Here is a 15,210-nt window from a genome sequence, read left to right as displayed (position 1 = left end):
GAGCGGTCAGAGGCCGACCCACTCCGACGTGCCCGCAGCGAAGTGTTGACGCTTCCAGATCGGCACTTCGGACTTGATGCGCTCGACGAGCGTCGCGCAGGTTGCGAAGGCCTCCGCCCGATGCGCGGACGCGACGGCGGCGACGAGTGCGACGTCGCCGACGACGAGGTCACCGACGCGGTGCACTGCGGCCACCGGAAGCCCGGATTCCGACGCCACGTCGGCGCAGCACTTCGCGAGGAAACGTTCGGCGTCCGGATGCGGTTGATATTCGAGCGCGGAAACCGATTGTCCGCCATCGTGATTGCGGACGACGCCAGTGAAGAGCACGACAGCGCCGTGCTCGGGTCCGGACACGGCGTCCTCGACGGTCGCGGTGTCGATCGGTTCCGCCGAAATGCGCGCGAGTGTTGTGGTCATGATCGTTCACTTTCTGATGCGTCGTCGTGCAGACCGCCGCCGGACACCTGCGCCAGCAAGTGGTCGACGATCGGATCCAGTACTGCGAGGCCGTCTTTCACGCCTCCGGGCGACCCGGGAAGGTTGACGACGACCGTCGGCCCGGCCAGCCCGGCGAGTCCTCGGCTCAAACTCGCGTGTGGGGTGACCGCGGTGCCCTTCGAACGAATGGCGTCGGCGACACCGGGGAGTTCGCGGTCGAGTACGGCCGCAGTCGCTTCCGGGGTGGCGTCGGTCGGGGACACACCCGTACCTCCGGTGCTGATGACCAGCGATGGTCTGGTGGAGAGCGCGTCGGTCAGACCCTCGGAGATGTCGGCGTCGGCGTAGACGAGGGGGCCGCGCACGGTGAAGCCCCGCTCGGTGAGCCACCGGGCTATCGCGGGCCCCGTCGTGTCCTCGCGTGTTCCCCGTGCGCCACCGGTGGATGCGACGAGCACTGTGGCCGATCGTGGATCTGCCGGTTCGGGCGCAGGGGCAGCAGCGGTGTCACGTGACCACCTGCCACGCTTGCCGCCTTCCTTGGTCAGCAACCGGACTCCGTTCATCGTCGCAGCCGGATCCACGGCTTTGACCATGTCGTGCAGCGTGAGTCCGGCGACGGCGACGGCTGTCAGGGCCTCCATCTCGACGCCCGTCGGTCCGGTCGTCTTCGCCGTTGCTTCGACGGTGATGGTGGTGTCGGTGAATCCGAATCGGACGTCGACCGACGACAGTGCCAGTTGATGGCACAGCGGAATCAGCTCGGACGTCTTCTTCGCGCCCGAGATTCCGGCGATGCGGGCCGTCGCGAGCACGTCGGCTTTCGGCATACCGTCGGCACGAACGAGGGCGACGACCTCTGCCGTCGTCGCCAATTCGCCTGCAGCGACGGCGATTCGGGTGGTATCGGCTTTGCTCGAGACGTCGACCATGCGCGCCCGACCCTCGGAATCGAGATGGGAGAATCCGCTCACAACGTCACCACCGGTACGTCGGTGCCCGCGTCGAGGGAGGTGATGTCGGCGCCCACGTCGACGAGAACGTCGGCCCACGCCATCGCCGCGACCAGGTGCGATCCGGGTCCGGCGATGAGAGACACGTGCCCGTCCTGCACTGCGCCACGGAGGAACTGGCGTTTTCCCGGAATGGAGTCGATGGCAGTCTTCAGTGGGACCGGACGCGTCGGAAGTGGTTCCAGACCCGCTGCTTCCCGAACGATGTCGCGAGCGAACACAACGAACGAGACGACGGTACTGACGGGGTTGCCCGGGAAGTTCAGGACCGGCACACCGTCGACGACTGCCGTTCCCTGCGGACCGCCGGGCTGCATGCGCACCGATCCGAACACCCCTCCCATCGGCGCCAGTACGTCCTTCACCACTTCGAAGTCACCCTTCGAGACGCCGCCGGATGTGATGACGAGCTCGGCTGCTGCCACCGCCTCCGACAGGACGCGTCGAAACGTCTCGGGTTCGTCCGAGCTGCGGAGCACCGCGACGACGTCGGCGCCGTTCGCAGCCAGGTGCGCGGCGAGGGTGATGCCGTTGGAGTCGTAGATCTGTCCGGGTCGTAGCTCGGTCCCCGCGTCGACCAATTCTGCCCCGGTGGTGATCACCGCGACCCGTGGCCGGCTGCGAACGTCGATGTGCGACAAGCCGACTGCGGCCAGCACCGCAATGTGTCGCGGTTCGAGGACCTGGCCCGCGCGGACCAACAGCATGCCTGCGCGTACGTCGCTGCCCTGCTCGCGGATGTACTCGCCGGGCTCGCGTGAAGTGTCGATGGTGACGTGGTCTCCGTCGGCGATCGTGTTCTCGACCGGGACGATCGCGTCGGCACCCTCGGGCACCGGGGCGCCCGTCATGATCTTCAGCACGGTGCCCGGCTCGACGAGATCGGTGTGTGCGTCGCCTGCAGCCACCGTGCCGACCACGCGCAACGTGACGGGTACTGCGGCAACCTCGGCCGAGCGCACGGCATAACCGTCCATCTGGGAGTTCCGGAACAGAGGCAGATCCACCGGCGACGCGACGTCCACGAGCGCGACGCGACCGAGTGCGTCGGCAACCGACACCGATTCGGCCGGTCGGTCCACCATCGGCTGCAGAAGTCCGCGGACGCGGCTGATGTGGTCCTCGACGGAGACCGCGCTCACGCGGGCCACGCCGGGGCGATCGAGGCAAGACGAGTCGTCATGACAACCGATCCTAGGCGGGCATTCGAGACGCCGATCGTGTGGAGTCTCACCGGAACGGCATACTGGAAGAAGTTTCGACCATCCCGGCTGCGTGGAAAGAAGGTGTGCATGACCGTCACCAGTGTCGTCGGACTCGGCATCCCTTCTGTGAAGAGTGCAGCTCCGACTGTCGACGACCGGCCTGACGTGCCCACGCTGATCGACCGTTTCGGCCGCGTGGCGCGCGATCTTCGTATCTCGATCACCGAGAAGTGCTCGCTGCGTTGCACGTACTGCATGCCGGAGGAGGGCCTACCGCCGATCCCGGCGCCGGACCTGCTGACGCCGACCGAGATCGCTCGGCTCGTCGATGTCGCGGTCTCTCGACTCGGTGTCGAGGAAGTTCGGTTCACCGGCGGTGAGCCGCTGATGCGTGCCGATCTCGCCGACATCCTCGCGCGGACCTCCGAGCGCGCGCCCAGTGTGCCGCTGGCGATGACGACCAACGCCGTCGGGCTCGAACATCGCGCGGACAGCCTCGCCGCTGCGGGTCTGCACCGAGTCAACGTCTCGCTCGATTCGATCGATCGGGCGCATTTCGCGGAACTGACGCGTCGGGATCGCCTTCCGTCGGTCCTCGCGGGCATTCGTGCAGCGCGACGCGCAGGTCTGACCCCGGTGAAGGTCAATGCCGTGCTGATGCCCGAAACACTGCACGGCGCAGCAGATCTGCTCGAATGGTGCTTGAACGAGGGCGTACGGCTGCGCTTCATCGAACAGATGCCGCTCGACGCGGACCACGAGTGGGCCCGCTCCCGCATGCTCGACGCGGAGCAACTCCTCGATGTTCTGTCTGCCCGCTTCGACCTGCGCGAGGTCGGCCGAGAGGACCCGTCCGCGCCCGCCGAGGAGTGGGCCGTCGACGGAACCACCGACACGGTCGGAATCATCGCATCGGTCACCAGGTCGTTCTGCTCGGACTGCGACCGCACGCGTATCACCGCGGAGGGCACGGTTCGCTCGTGCTTGTTCAGCGACTCCGAGACGGATCTGCGTGCGGCGCTGCGCGGGGGCGCGTCCGACGAGGACATCGCCGACATCTGGCGCGGCGCGATGTGGAACAAGTGGGCCGGACACGGAATCGACGCTGCAGACTTCGTACCTCCCGCACGAAGCATGGGAGCAATCGGTGGTTGAGGTTCGTTACTTCGCTGGAGCGGCCGACAAGGCCGGGTGCTCCACGGAGACGTTCGATCTGCGTCCGGGCAGTGACCTGGGCGCGTTGAAGGCGGCCGTGATCGACCGCCATGGCACCGTCATGTCGGACGTGCTGCGTGTGTCGGCCTTCCTGGTCGGCGAGGACCTCACACGAGACGAGAGCACGACGTTCGGCGACAGGGTGGATGTCCTGCCGCCGTTCGCCGGGGGTTGATCTGCCGAACCCTGCCGATCAGTTGTCGGTGGTCCACCAGTCGTCGAACGGTGTGACCGGAACGGCGCGTTTGTGCCTGGTGTTCAAGAACATCCGCTCGAGCTTGTCGGCCACGGCGTCGTCGACGTCCTTGCCTTCGAGGTAATCGTCGATCTGCGTGTACGTCACGCCGAGGGCTTCCTCGTCGGGGAGAGCGGGCCGGTCGTCCTCGAGGTCCGCGGTGGGCACCTTCTTCCACGTGCTCTCGGGCGCGCCGAGCTCGCGGAGCAGCGCTGCGCCCTGTCGCTTGGTGAGACCCGTCAGCGGCGTGATGTCGACACCTCCGTCGCCGAACTTGGTGAAGAAGCCGGTGACTGCCTCGGCCGCATGATCGGTGCCGACGACGACATACCCCAGCTCCCCGGCGAGTGCGTACTGGGCAACCATGCGCTCACGGGCTTTGATGTTGCCGCGCACGAAATCTCGTGTCGCCTCGGTACCGAGCGCGCGGGCGGCGGCAGTTGCCGCGGCGTCGGCTGCATCCTTGATGTTGACGGTGACGGTGCGGTCGGGGTCGATGAACTTCAGCGAGACCTCGGCGTCCGCCTCGTCGGCCTGAACGCCGTACGGCAGACGCACTGCGAGGAACTGGGCCTCGGCGCCCTCGCTGCGCAGTTCTTCGGCGGCGCGCTGACACAGCTTTCCTGTCAGGGTGCTGTCCTGTCCGCCACTGATCCCGAGGACGAACCCCGTCGCAGGCGTCGCGCGTAGATACGCCTTCAGGAAGTCGACGCGTCGTGTGATCTCCGTAGCGGGATCGATGGTGGTCTGGACCGCCAGCTCGCGCTGGATGCGAGTGCGCAGTTCCGAACGTAGAAGTGCCATTCGATCATCCTAGGTGTGGCCGGTAGTCTGGGCGCGATGTCTGCCGATACGTACTCGAAGACCGATCGCAGTGCTCACCCCGATTTCTTCGCGGCCGAAGCTGCAGGCCTTCGGTGGCTCCGCGACGGGGGAGGCGCAGTCGTCGACGTCCTCGCTGTCGACAGAACCCACATCGACCTGGCGCGATTGGTGTCGTCGTCGCCCTCGGCCGATGCCGCAACCGAGTTCGGTGCACGGCTCTCGCAGGTTCACGACGCCGGTGCTCGCGGATTCGGTTGCAGCCCCGACGGATTCGACGGTCAGATGTTCATCGGTGCCCGGCCCATGTCGAGCGTCGAACATGCATCGTGGGGCTCGTTCTACATCGCGGAACGTGTCCTTCCGTTCCTGCGGATCGCCGTCGACGCGGGCAACATCTCCACCTCGGACGCTGCCGACGTCGAGCGTGCATGTGATCCCATCGCCGCTGGTGCGTTCGACGACGGTGACGCGCCCGCCCGGATCCACGGAGATCTGTGGACGGGCAACGTCGTCTGGACGGATTCGGGCGTCGTCATGATCGACCCCGCCGCCCACGGTGGGCACCGAGAGACCGACCTGGCGATGCTCGCCCTGTTCGGTGTCCCCATGCTGTCGGAGATCGTCGACGGCTACCGGTCGACGCATCCGTTGCGAGACGGCTGGGAGGACCGCATTCCACTGCATCAGCTGCATCCGCTGGCCGTCCACGCAGCAGGGCACGGTCCTGCGTACGGGGTGGCGTTGCGTCGAGCTGCGGGTGCGGTGGCCCGCTTGTCCTGAGGCCCCGCTTGTCCTGAGGTTGTCGGTCGGGGCCTCAGGGCCGGGTTGCTTTGCGTACCAAGTCTTCCCAGCCGTCGGCGAGGCGTTCCATGGACATTCCGAGGTCGCGGAACTGATGGAGGACGAGCGTCGCTTCGAGTGGGGTCAGCAGGCCGTAGGACAGAAGTTCGAGGTCTCCGTCCACGTCAGCAGACCGGAGCAGGTTCAGGACGTGGGTGTAGTTGACCATGTGGGCGGGAGCGGAATAGCGCAGCTCGGGTGAGTTCTCGGCAGCGCGCATCACCTCGCCCTGCACCTGAACGAGGTCGAGGCGTGCGCGTCCGAATGCGACGAGACGGTCGATGGGGTCGGCGCCGGGTCCGAGTGGGGGAGGCCCGAACAAGAACGCTGCCTGTAGGTCTTTCTCGGTGTGGTCCAGCAGCGCCTGCATGAGGCCCGAACGGCTGCCGAACCTGCGGAAGACTGTGCCCTTCCCCACACCGGCCTTGGCGGCGAGACCGTCCATCGTCACCGCGTCTGCGCCTATCGTGGCAACGAGTTCCGCTGCTGCGTCCAGCAGAAGGCGGCGATTGCGGGCTGCGTCGCAGCGCTCGGTCTCCTCGCCTGCGATCGGAAGCATGAAGTCGGTCACATCGGACACTCTACCTGTTCGGGAATGAAAGTGGACCACGGTCCGGTTGAGTGGTAGGAATTGATCGAACACCAGCTATCACTCGACATTTAAGGAAGAACAGTCATGGGCAACGCTCACGTTCTGGCACTCGTCGGAAGCCTCCGCGCCGACTCCGTCAACAAGCAGATCGCCGAGACCGCGGCCTCGCTCGCGCCCGAAGGTGCCGACGTGGTCGTGTACTCCGGACTCGCCGACGTTCCGTTCTACAACGAGGACATCGACGTCGAGGGCACTGTCCCCGCCGCTGCCCTCGAGCTGCGCGCAGCTGCCGAGAAGGCCACCGCGTTCCTGCTGGTCACACCCGAATACAACGGCACCATTCCGGCCGTTCTGAAGAACGCCATCGACTGGCTGTCGCGTCCCTACGGCGCCGGCGCCGTGTTCGGCAAGCCCGTCGCAGTCATCAGCGCTTCCCCGAGTGGCAACGGTGCCAAGTGGGCTCACGACGACGCACGCAAGGCAGTCGGCATCGCAGGCGGCAAGGTCCTCGACGACGTCGAGCTCTCCATCGGCGGCACGATCGACAAGTTCGGTTCGGCACACCCGCGTGAGAACGCCGAGGTTGCAGGCCAGATCTCCGCAGTGGTCGTCGAGCTGGTCAAGGCATCGAACGAACTGGTCAACGCGTAACGAAAATCGTTTTCATGTAGAGTTGCGGCATGAAGGTACGCAACTCACTGAAGTCTCTGAAGGACAAGCCTGGCGCGCAGGTCGTGCGTCGGCACGGCAAGGTGTTCGTCATCAACAAGAAGGAGCCGCGTTTCAAGGCGCGACAGCGCTGACTGCGCAGCTCGATCGAGGCAGAACCCCCGAACTCGTGAAGTTCGGGGGTTCGTGCGTTTCTCGACCCCGCTGTCCGCTGAATTTCACCCCCTCGGTGCGGCGTGTCGATTTGGCTTTCGAGCTCGTCGCTGAGGCGGCCGACGTCTGTGACGGAACACATATTCGCGGTGTGATGCGCGACACGCCGAGGCGACCTCGGGTTCGTCGGGACGGTAGGGCTGTGACCAGCGAATACCACGGTTGTGGTTCGCAACATCTCGTGTTGTAGGCATATGTCGGACACAAGGTGTAGTGTCTGAGCAGTCGAGAGAGCACAACGCGATCGGGTGAAAAACCGAGCGACTAGTGGCTGAAATCCTCGACTGATCGACTTCCGTTCGGGTTTCCGTCGAAGGTTCGATCGCCGGTCCGATTATCACGTAACCCCAATTCGCGAGAGTCCGGGAACGTCCGAAGATCGGTCGGTGTTCCACATGAAGAGTCACGCAGCGCACAACGAGATCAAGGCGAAGGCCGTCGGTCTCGGACAGGGAGAAGGGAACCCTCATGAGTATCACCGTGTACACCAAGCCCGCCTGCGTTCAGTGCAATGCCACCTACCGCGCTCTCGACAAAGAGGGCATCGAATACTCCGTCGTCGACATCACGCAGGACTCCGAGGCCCGTGACTACGTGATGGCACTCGGGTACCTGCAGGCTCCCGTCGTCGTCGCCGGGGATGATCACTGGGCGGGCTTCCGCCCCGATCGCATCAAGGCGCTCACCGCACACGTCGCTTGAAGGGACGGGGATGAGCAGGTGTGACTTCCGCTCTCACTCCACAGTCGACGCACCCGATCGTCTACTTCTCGAGTGCGTCCGAGAATACGCACCGATTCGTCACCAAGCTCGCGCTTCCGGCGAGTCGGATTCCACTCCGACACCCTGAGAACTTCTCGGTCGATCAGCCGTATGTGCTGATCGTTCCCACGTACGGCGGGGGAATGACGTACGAGGGTCGTGACACCAGTTACGTTCCGAAGCAGGTCATCAAGTTTCTCAATCAGAAGCACAATCGGTCCCTGATCAGAGCCGTCATCGCAGCCGGTAACACAAACTTCGGTGATTCGTTCTGCTTTGCAGGCGACGTCATTTCGCAGAAGTGCGCAGTTCCGTATCTCTATCGATTCGAACTGATGGGCACCCCAGAAGACGTCCATCGAGTCCGTGAAGGGCTGGAGGATTTCTGGGAGCGCGAATCCCGCCGCGCTGCGCACATTCATTAGTCAAACACCGGAACACACGAGGAACTGGAGCGATCGCCGTGGCACCGACCATCACCGAGGCAGCACCCGTCAACGCCGTTCGATCGGAAAGCGATCTGGATTACCACGCGTTGAACGCGATGCTGAATCTGTACGGCCCCAACGGCGAGATTCAGTTCGAGAAGGACCGCGAAGCTGCCAATCAGTACTTTCTGCAGCACGTCAACCAGAACACGGTGTTCTTCCACGACCTGGACGAGAAGCTCGATTACCTCGTCGAGGAGAACTACTACGAGCCCGAGGTTCTGGACCAGTACTCGCGGGAGTTCGTGAAGTTCCTCATCAATCACGCGTATTCGAAGAAGTTCCGCTTCCCGACGTTCCTCGGTGCGTTCAAGTACTACACGTCGTACACGCTCAAGACGTTCGACGGCAAGCGTTACCTCGAGCGTTTCGAGGATCGCGTGTGCATGGTGGCTCTGACGCTGGCGGCCGGAGACGAAGCTCTCGCGACCGATCTGGTCGACGAGATCATCGCCGGTCGGTTCCAGCCGGCGACGCCGACGTTCCTCAACTCGGGCAAGAAGCAGCGCGGTGAGCCGGTGTCGTGCTTCCTGCTGCGTATCGAGGACAACATGGAGTCCATCGGTCGCTCCATCAACTCGGCCCTGCAGCTGTCCAAGCGCGGTGGCGGAGTTGCGTTGCTGCTCAGCAACATTCGTGAGGCCGGTGCGCCGATCAAGCGCATCGAGAACCAGAGCTCCGGCGTCATCCCGATCATGAAGCTGCTCGAGGACTCGTTCTCGTACGCCAACCAGCTCGGTGCGCGTCAGGGCGCGGGTGCGGTGTACCTGCACGCGCATCACCCCGACGTCTACAAGTTCCTCGACACCAAGCGCGAGAACGCCGACGAGAAGATCCGCATCAAAACTCTGTCGCTCGGAATCGTCATTCCCGACATCACGTTCGAGCTGGCGAAGAAGAACGAAGAGATGTACCTGTTCTCGCCGTACGACGTCGAGCGCATCTACGGCGTTCCGTTCGCAGACATCAACGTCACCGAGAAGTACTACGAGATGGTCGACGACAGGCGAATTCGCAAGACCAAGATCAAGGCTCGCGAATTCTTTCAGACGCTCGCCGAGCTGCAGTTCGAGTCCGGCTACCCGTACATCATGTTCGAGGACACCGTGAATCGGGCCAACCCGATCGACGGCAAGATCACGCACTCCAACCTGTGCTCGGAGATCCTGCAGGTCTCGACGCCGTCGCTGTTCAACGACGATCTCTCCTACAGCCATGTCGGCAAGGACATTTCGTGCAATCTCGGGTCGCTGAACATCGCGAAGACGATGGACTCGCCCGATTTCGGTAAGACCATCGCCGTCGCGATCCGTGGTCTGACGGCGGTGTCCGATCAGACGCACATCTTCTCGGTGCCGTCGATCGAGCAGGGCAACAACGACTCTCACGCCATCGGCCTCGGGCAGATGAACCTGCACGGTTACCTGGCCCGCGAGCGTATCTACTACGGCTCGACCGAAGGCATCGACTTCACGAACATCTACTTCTACACGGTGCTGTTCCACGCGATTCAGGCGTCGAACCAGCTTGCGAAGGATCGCGGAACGTACTTCAAGGGCTTCCCGCAGTCCAAGTACGCGTCGGGTGAATTCTTCGACAAGTACACCGACCAGGTCTGGGAGCCGAGCACGGCTCGCGTCGCTACATTGTTCGCCGACGCCGAGGTGCACATCCCGACGCAGGACGACTGGACGGCGTTGAAGAAGTCGGTGCAGGAGTACGGCATCTACAACCAGAACCTGCAGGCCGTTCCTCCGACGGGCTCGATCTCGTACATCAACAACTCGACGTCGTCGATCCACCCGGTCGCGTCGAAGATCGAGATCCGCAAAGAAGGCAAGATCGGTCGCGTCTACTACCCGGCGCCGTACCTGGACAACGACAACCTGGACTACTACCAGGACGCGTACGAGATCGGCTACGAGAAGATCATCGACACGTACGCCGCGGCGACCCAGCACGTCGACCAGGGTCTGTCGCTGACGCTGTTCTTCAAGGACACCGCCACGACGCGCGACATCAACAAGGCGCAGATCTACGCATGGCGCAAGGGCATCAAGACGCTGTACTACATCCGTCTGCGCCAGATGGCGCTGGAGGGGACCGAGGTGGAAGGTTGCGTCAGCTGCATGCTGTGAGCAGTGCTAACTATTCCGTGAACCAACTCGAGGACATCTCATGACTGCTGCACCGCACTCGCCCGCGGACGGGGCGAAGATCAAGCTCATCGATCGCGTCTCCGCCATCAACTGGAACCGCGTCCAGGACGACAAGGACTCCGAGGTATGGGAGCGGCTGACCAGTAACTTCTGGCTGCCCGAGAAGGTGCCGGTCTCCAACGACATCCCGTCGTGGGGAACGCTCCATGCCGTCGAGAAGCAGCTGACGATGCGCGTGTTCACCGGTCTGACGTTGCTCGACACCATCCAGGGCACCGTCGGCGCAGTGAGCCTCATTCCCGACGCGATCACCCCGCACGAAGAAGCGGTGTACACGAACATCGCGTTCATGGAGTCGGTGCACGCGAAGTCGTACTCGTCCATCTTCTCCACGCTCAGCGCTACCCGCGACATCGACGACGCCTTCCGCTGGTCGGAGGAGAACCCGAACCTGCAGCGCAAAGCAGAGATCGTCCTCGACTACTACAAGGGCGACGACCCGCTCAAGCGCAAGGTCGCGTCGACGTTGCTCGAGTCGTTCCTGTTCTACTCGGGCTTCTACCTACCGATGTACTGGTCGTCGCGCGCCAAGCTCACCAACACGGCCGACCTGATTCGTCTGATCATCCGCGACGAGGCAGTGCACGGGTACTACATCGGCTACAAGTACCAGAAGGGTCTCGAGAAGGTCAGCGAGGAGCGGCGCGAAGAGCTCAAGAACTACACGTTCGAGTTGCTGTTCGAGTTGTACGACAACGAGGTCGAGTACACCCAGGATCTCTACGACGAGATCGGTCTCACCGAGGACGTCAAGAAGTTCCTGCGCTACAACGCCAACAAAGCGCTGAACAACCTCGGCTACGAGGGCCTGTTCCCGAAGGACGAGACCGACGTCAACCCTGCGATCCTGTCGGCGCTCTCGCCCAACGCGGACGAGAACCACGACTTCTTCTCGGGGTCCGGGTCGTCGTATGTCATCGGTAAAGCAGTCAACACCGAAGACGAGGACTGGGACTTCTGAGTCACAGGTAAGGGGAAGGCCCCTCGGCTACGAGCCGGGGGGCCTTCCTTGTTTCCGGATCTTCTCGGCGTCCTTCGGCATTCGACCCTGGTCGGTCAGCGCGCGCCTGAGTAGGAATTCGATTTGTGCGTTGGTGCTGCGAAGGTCGTCGGCGGCCCAGCGGGCCAGTGCGTCGTGCACCGCTGGGTCCAACCGCAGCAACAGCTTCTTACGTTCGACGGCCATGCGTCACTGGTACAGCGATCCGGTGTTCACGACCGGCTGTGTGTCGCGGTCACTGCACAGCACGACGAGCAGGTTCGAGACCATGGTGGCCTTCCGCTCCTCGTCGAGCTCGACGACGTGCTTCTCCTCCAACCTCGACAGTGCCATGTCCACCATGCCGACTGCGCCCTCGACGATCTGCTGACGCGCCGCGATGACGGCGCCGGCTTGCTGACGTCGGAGCATGGCCTGTGCGATCTCCGGTGCATAGGCGAGGCGGTTGATCCGAGTCTCGATGACCTCGACGCCTGCCGACCTGACGCGTGCGTGTACTTCGAGCGACATCGCCGCGGTGATCTCGTCGGCGTTCTCGCGCAACGACATTCGGCCTTCGGCGTCGTACGGGTAGCTGCCCGCGATGTGCCGGACGGCCGATTCGGTCTGTACCGCGACGAACTCCTCGTAGTCGTCGACCTGGAACGACGCCAGCGCAGTATCGGCGACCTGCCAGACGACGATCGCGGAGATCTCGATCGGATTGCCGTCGGCGTCGTTGACCTTGGACTGACCCGTTTCGTGATTGCGAATCCGAGTGGAGATCGCCCTCCTGATGGTCAGCGGGTTGGTCCAGCGTAGACCGGGTGTGCGAAGAGTCCCGCTGTACGAGCTACCCAGAAGTTGCAGTACGCGAGCTTGATTCGGCTGTACGAGAGTCAGTCCGATCAGGGCCGGCAGCGACAGAAGAAACAGTACGACGCCTACGACGCTGAGCGCCGGCAGCGAGAGCGGCAGTCCGAAGACGAACGCCGCGATCCCGCCGAAGAACAGAACGAGTCCGACGCCGAGCATCGACCAGCCGGGCAGATCCCAGCCGGGGCGTTCGGCGATCGTGGTGGTCGGGGTGCCCGTCGGCTTCTCGGCGACGGTCGTGGGTGCGGCAGTGGTGGATGAAGACATGTGAACCTCCCTGCGTCGTGGTGATACTAAAGTGATATCACATTCTGGGCACGCGAGTCGGAGCGAAGGTGACATTCGGTCACTCAGAGTGAGTGAGGGAGGCATTCGCTCCGGTCGGCGGGCGAGCCGACATCGAGCGAAGGTGACATTCGGTCACTCAGAGTGAGCGAGGGTGGCATTCGGTCACTTGGGGGAGCGAGGGTGGCATTCGGTCACTCAGAGTGAGCGAGGGTGGCATTCGGTCACTTGGGGGAGCGAAGGTGACATTCGGTCACTCAGAGTGAGCGAGGGAGGCATTCGCTCCGGGGTGGGTGGCTCCGGGGTGGGTGACGCCGGAGGCGAGTGCCGGAGCGATCAGCGCCGGAACCAGGCCTCGGCGGACCCGCTGAGCGCCTTGGTGATTCGGAGGTGGGAGGTGGTGGTGAGGTCGTCGGGCAAGTCGGTCAGGTCGAACCATTCGACTGCGAGGTTCTCGTCGTCGGCCACCCGCGCGACCCCGCCGGTATGCCGGGCGAGGAAGGTGATGTCGAGGTATTGCGCGACGTCGCCGTTGGGGTACGTGATCTTCTCGGTGACGTCGACGCTCGTCAGGCGGACGAGTTCGGCGTCGAGACCCGTTTCCTCGGCGATCTCGCGGAGCGCGGCGGGACCGGGCTCTTCGCCAGGTTCCAGGATTCCGGACACGATGGCCCAGAGTCCGTTGTCGCGGCGGCGGGTCAGCAGGATGCGCTCGTCGGCGTCGAGGACGACTGCGCTGACGCCCGACAGCCACAGCGGCGACGTGCCGACCTGACTGCGCAGCGCGAGGACGAACTCCGGTATCGGCATGTCAGGAAACGTACGCGTTCAGCGAGTTGGTGACATCCGCAAGGAGTGCGCGCGCGGCGACGATGCCGCTACCGGACCAGATCGTGTCGTCGACGGCGAACACCCGTCCGTCCTTCGCCGAACTGAGGTCTTTCCACGCGTCGCCGTTCATGACGTCCGTCCCGAAGGTTTCGCCGTCCTCGCCGTCGAATCGGACGTACACGATGTCGCCTTCGACTCCGGAGAGGTCGTCGGCGGGGACGGTGTTCGACGTTTCCTGCTGGGAGGGTGGCCGAGCCACTCCGATTTCCCCGAGGACCTCACCTGCGAACGACGACGGACCGTCCGTGACGATCTCGTCGGGTAGAAAACGCACGATCGACGCCTGTGTCTGGGTGGCGTTGACGTCGCGACCTACCTGTTCGGCGTCGGCGCTGAATCGCGCGAGCTCGTCGAACCCGGTCTGGCCGCGGCCGAGAGCTGCGGCCGACTGCAAGAATGTGCCCTTCCAACCCGCGTCGGAACTGGTGAACACAGTCGGAGCGATTCCGCTCAAGGCGTCGTACGTCTCGGTACCCAGAGAATCGGCACCGATGATGAGATCGGGGTCGAGTCCTGCGATCGCGTTCAGATCCGGGGAGCCGACGGTACCGACGCTCGGGATCTCGGCTATTCCTGTGCCGAGGTACAACTCCTGATCACCATCGCCCCGGAAGTCGGGATCCAGAGTCGACGCTCCGACGACGCGTTCCCACAGCCCGAGGGCGCAGCTGGCATCGAGCGCCGCGGCGTCGAGGACGACGATCCGCGTCGGATCGGCGGGAATTTCGCTGATGCCCTCACTGTGTCCGACGGGCCGAACGGAACCCTCGATGCCCGTCGGATCCAGGGGAGCGGCCGCGGGGCACAGTCCGACCGTCGGGCGGTTGTTGCCGACGACCCCCGCACCCGCGACGTTGGTGGTACTGCGCACGATGGTCGACGCGTTGTCCTCGGCCGCAGGGGTGTCCGTGCAAGCCGAGGCGGTGAGGGACACACCGACGGCGAGCACGAGTCCGGAGATCACGGGGGAGATGCGCGAGGCCGGGAGTGGAGCCTGCAGGAATGACCAGGAAGACTGATTGGACAACTCGTGGGGTTCCTAACGGGAGTCGGGTGCCGTCACACCTTATCGAGTCGGGCGCATCGTGCCGGGTCCGCCTCGCGGGGCGCATGATTCGGCGCCTCCGCGGTGAGACCGAGAAGTTAGCCGAACCTCAGTCACGACCAGGAATGCAAGGTCGGAGGAGGTAGTCGAATACGTTCGAGGGGTCAGTACGACACACGGTAGGACCGGTTCGGCGTGGCACCGGGTCACGGTCTACGATTCCACATAGCGCAAGACACCCGGACGTCCCTCGCATGCTCGTCGGTGGGACGCATCTTCAGGAGGATCAGTGACTGCCCTAGCGCCTAGGCCGGCTCCCGTTGTGGAGGCGGCTCGCCCGTTTCCGCCGCGGATGGGACCGAAGGGTTCTTTTGTTCACAAGGCGGTGACGACGACGGATCCCAAGGTGTTGGGGAT

General features: G+C 64.0%; 18 protein-coding genes. 9 read left to right on the top strand and 9 right to left on the bottom strand.

Going from position 1 to position 15,210, the window contains the following annotated elements; translation table 11 throughout:
• Positions 1-6: 6 nt before the first annotated feature.
• The 3 genes from CHB96_RS21175 to CHB96_RS21165 are packed head-to-tail and all read right to left on the bottom strand — an operon-like array spanning position 7 to position 2,596.
• On the bottom strand, positions 7-420 hold the full coding sequence (locus CHB96_RS21175; protein WP_089249973.1) for a molybdenum cofactor biosynthesis protein MoaE: 414 nt from the start codon (positions 418-420) through the stop codon (positions 7-9).
• The gene (gene moaCB / locus CHB96_RS21170) at positions 417-1,415 is read right to left on the bottom strand and encodes a bifunctional molybdenum cofactor biosynthesis protein MoaC/MoaB (RefSeq protein WP_089249971.1); all 999 of its coding nucleotides are present in this window, start codon (positions 1,413-1,415) and stop codon (positions 417-419) included. Before moaCB ends, CHB96_RS21175 begins: the two co-directional genes overlap by 4 nt.
• Positions 1,412-2,596 carry a molybdopterin molybdotransferase MoeA gene (locus CHB96_RS21165; protein WP_089249969.1) on the bottom strand — a complete coding sequence of 395 codons (1,185 nt, stop codon included), beginning with the start codon at positions 2,594-2,596 and terminating at the stop codon, positions 1,412-1,414. The genes moaCB and CHB96_RS21165 overlap by 4 nt, the downstream gene beginning before the upstream one ends.
• A 150-nt stretch (positions 2,597-2,746) precedes the next feature.
• On the opposite strand from CHB96_RS21165, the gene moaA reads away from it, so the two are divergent.
• Positions 2,747-3,814 carry a GTP 3',8-cyclase MoaA gene (moaA, locus tag CHB96_RS21160; RefSeq protein WP_089250201.1) on the top strand — a complete coding sequence of 356 codons (1,068 nt, stop codon included), beginning with the start codon at positions 2,747-2,749 and terminating at the stop codon, positions 3,812-3,814.
• The gene (locus CHB96_RS21155) at positions 3,807-4,049 is read left to right on the top strand and encodes a MoaD/ThiS family protein (protein ID WP_089249967.1); all 243 of its coding nucleotides are present in this window, start codon (positions 3,807-3,809) and stop codon (positions 4,047-4,049) included. The genes moaA and CHB96_RS21155 overlap by 8 nt, the downstream gene beginning before the upstream one ends.
• Before the next feature lie 18 nt (positions 4,050-4,067).
• Here the strand turns inward: CHB96_RS21155 and nadE are convergent, their stop codons facing one another.
• Positions 4,068-4,913, bottom strand: coding sequence for an NAD(+) synthase (gene nadE, locus CHB96_RS21150; protein ID WP_089249965.1), 846 nt, complete (start codon positions 4,911-4,913; stop codon positions 4,068-4,070).
• Positions 4,914-4,949: 36 nt separating this feature from the next.
• On the opposite strand from nadE, the gene CHB96_RS21145 reads away from it, so the two are divergent.
• Positions 4,950-5,714 carry a fructosamine kinase family protein gene (locus CHB96_RS21145; RefSeq protein WP_089250199.1) on the top strand — a complete coding sequence of 255 codons (765 nt, stop codon included), beginning with the start codon at positions 4,950-4,952 and terminating at the stop codon, positions 5,712-5,714.
• 34 nt (positions 5,715-5,748) lie between these two features.
• Here the strand turns inward: CHB96_RS21145 and CHB96_RS21140 are convergent, their stop codons facing one another.
• Positions 5,749-6,345: a TetR/AcrR family transcriptional regulator gene (locus CHB96_RS21140; RefSeq protein WP_089249963.1), complete on the bottom strand. Its 597-nt coding sequence runs from the start codon at positions 6,343-6,345 to the stop codon at positions 5,749-5,751.
• Between the two features lie 105 nt (positions 6,346-6,450).
• Here CHB96_RS21140 and CHB96_RS21135 point away from each other — a divergent pair, with 105 nt between their 5' ends.
• From CHB96_RS21135 to nrdF, 6 genes are all read left to right on the top strand, one after another.
• Entirely contained in the window at positions 6,451-7,017 is a 567-nt protein-coding gene (locus CHB96_RS21135) for an NAD(P)H-dependent oxidoreductase (protein WP_089249961.1), read from the top strand.
• Positions 7,018-7,046: 29 nt separating this feature from the next.
• Positions 7,047-7,169 carry a type B 50S ribosomal protein L36 gene (gene ykgO, locus CHB96_RS21130; RefSeq protein WP_068421304.1) on the top strand — a complete coding sequence of 41 codons (123 nt, stop codon included), beginning with the start codon at positions 7,047-7,049 and terminating at the stop codon, positions 7,167-7,169.
• 547 nt (positions 7,170-7,716) lie between these two features.
• The gene (nrdH, locus tag CHB96_RS21125) at positions 7,717-7,950 is read left to right on the top strand and encodes a glutaredoxin-like protein NrdH (protein WP_089249959.1); all 234 of its coding nucleotides are present in this window, start codon (positions 7,717-7,719) and stop codon (positions 7,948-7,950) included.
• 20 nt (positions 7,951-7,970) lie between these two features.
• On the top strand, positions 7,971-8,435 hold the full coding sequence (gene nrdI / locus CHB96_RS21120; RefSeq protein ID WP_141136523.1) for a class Ib ribonucleoside-diphosphate reductase assembly flavoprotein NrdI: 465 nt from the start codon (positions 7,971-7,973) through the stop codon (positions 8,433-8,435).
• Between the two features lie 38 nt (positions 8,436-8,473).
• Positions 8,474-10,636 carry a class 1b ribonucleoside-diphosphate reductase subunit alpha gene (nrdE, locus tag CHB96_RS21115; protein ID WP_089249957.1) on the top strand — a complete coding sequence of 721 codons (2,163 nt, stop codon included), beginning with the start codon at positions 8,474-8,476 and terminating at the stop codon, positions 10,634-10,636.
• A 40-nt stretch (positions 10,637-10,676) separates the two neighbouring features.
• Positions 10,677-11,678, top strand: coding sequence for a class 1b ribonucleoside-diphosphate reductase subunit beta (gene nrdF, locus CHB96_RS21110; protein ID WP_089249955.1), 1,002 nt, complete (start codon positions 10,677-10,679; stop codon positions 11,676-11,678).
• Between the two features lie 27 nt (positions 11,679-11,705).
• On the opposite strand, the gene CHB96_RS21105 is transcribed toward nrdF, so the two are convergent.
• From CHB96_RS21105 to CHB96_RS21090, 4 genes are all read right to left on the bottom strand, one after another.
• Positions 11,706-11,903 carry a type II toxin-antitoxin system antitoxin gene (locus tag CHB96_RS21105; protein ID WP_089249954.1) on the bottom strand — a complete coding sequence of 66 codons (198 nt, stop codon included), beginning with the start codon at positions 11,901-11,903 and terminating at the stop codon, positions 11,706-11,708.
• A 3-nt stretch (positions 11,904-11,906) separates the two neighbouring features.
• Positions 11,907-12,839 (bottom strand): SPFH domain-containing protein, encoded by a 933-nt coding sequence (locus CHB96_RS21100; protein ID WP_176444411.1) that lies wholly within the window; start codon positions 12,837-12,839, stop codon positions 11,907-11,909.
• Positions 12,840-13,193: 354 nt separating this feature from the next.
• Complete coding sequence (locus tag CHB96_RS21095) at positions 13,194-13,667, bottom strand: NUDIX hydrolase (RefSeq protein WP_089249952.1); 474 nt, start codon at positions 13,665-13,667, stop codon at positions 13,194-13,196.
• A 1-nt stretch (position 13,668) separates the two neighbouring features.
• Positions 13,669-14,712 (bottom strand): ABC transporter substrate-binding protein, encoded by a 1,044-nt coding sequence (locus CHB96_RS21090; protein ID WP_245865994.1) that lies wholly within the window; start codon positions 14,710-14,712, stop codon positions 13,669-13,671.
• Positions 14,713-15,210 lie beyond the last annotated feature (498 nt).

It is taken from the genome of Rhodococcoides kyotonense (genome assembly GCF_900188125.1).
GTDB classification, from domain to species: Bacteria; Actinomycetota; Actinomycetes; order Mycobacteriales; family Mycobacteriaceae; genus Rhodococcoides; species Rhodococcoides kyotonense.
Note: the sequence above shows the minus strand (reverse complement) of the source record. Positions and strands in the feature narration are given on the sequence as shown.

Coding starts and splice junctions, on each gene's coding strand:
- CHB96_RS21175 (WP_089249973.1), bottom strand. CDS start 420: ATGACCACAACACTCGCGCGCATTTCGGCGGAACCGATCGACACCGCG.
- moaA (WP_089250201.1), top strand. CDS start 2,747: ATGACCGTCACCAGTGTCGTCGGACTCGGCATCCCTTCTGTGAAGAGT.
- nadE (WP_089249965.1), bottom strand. CDS start 4,913: ATGGCACTTCTACGTTCGGAACTGCGCACTCGCATCCAGCGCGAGCTG.
- CHB96_RS21145 (WP_089250199.1), top strand. CDS start 4,950: ATGTCTGCCGATACGTACTCGAAGACCGATCGCAGTGCTCACCCCGAT.
- CHB96_RS21135 (WP_089249961.1), top strand. CDS start 6,451: ATGGGCAACGCTCACGTTCTGGCACTCGTCGGAAGCCTCCGCGCCGAC.
- ykgO (WP_068421304.1), top strand. CDS start 7,047: ATGAAGGTACGCAACTCACTGAAGTCTCTGAAGGACAAGCCTGGCGCG.
- nrdH (WP_089249959.1), top strand. CDS start 7,717: ATGAGTATCACCGTGTACACCAAGCCCGCCTGCGTTCAGTGCAATGCC.
- nrdF (WP_089249955.1), top strand. CDS start 10,677: ATGACTGCTGCACCGCACTCGCCCGCGGACGGGGCGAAGATCAAGCTC.
- CHB96_RS21105 (WP_089249954.1), bottom strand. CDS start 11,903: ATGGCCGTCGAACGTAAGAAGCTGTTGCTGCGGTTGGACCCAGCGGTG.
- CHB96_RS21100 (WP_176444411.1), bottom strand. CDS start 12,839: ATGTCTTCATCCACCACTGCCGCACCCACGACCGTCGCCGAGAAGCCG.
- CHB96_RS21095 (WP_089249952.1), bottom strand. CDS start 13,667: ATGCCGATACCGGAGTTCGTCCTCGCGCTGCGCAGTCAGGTCGGCACG.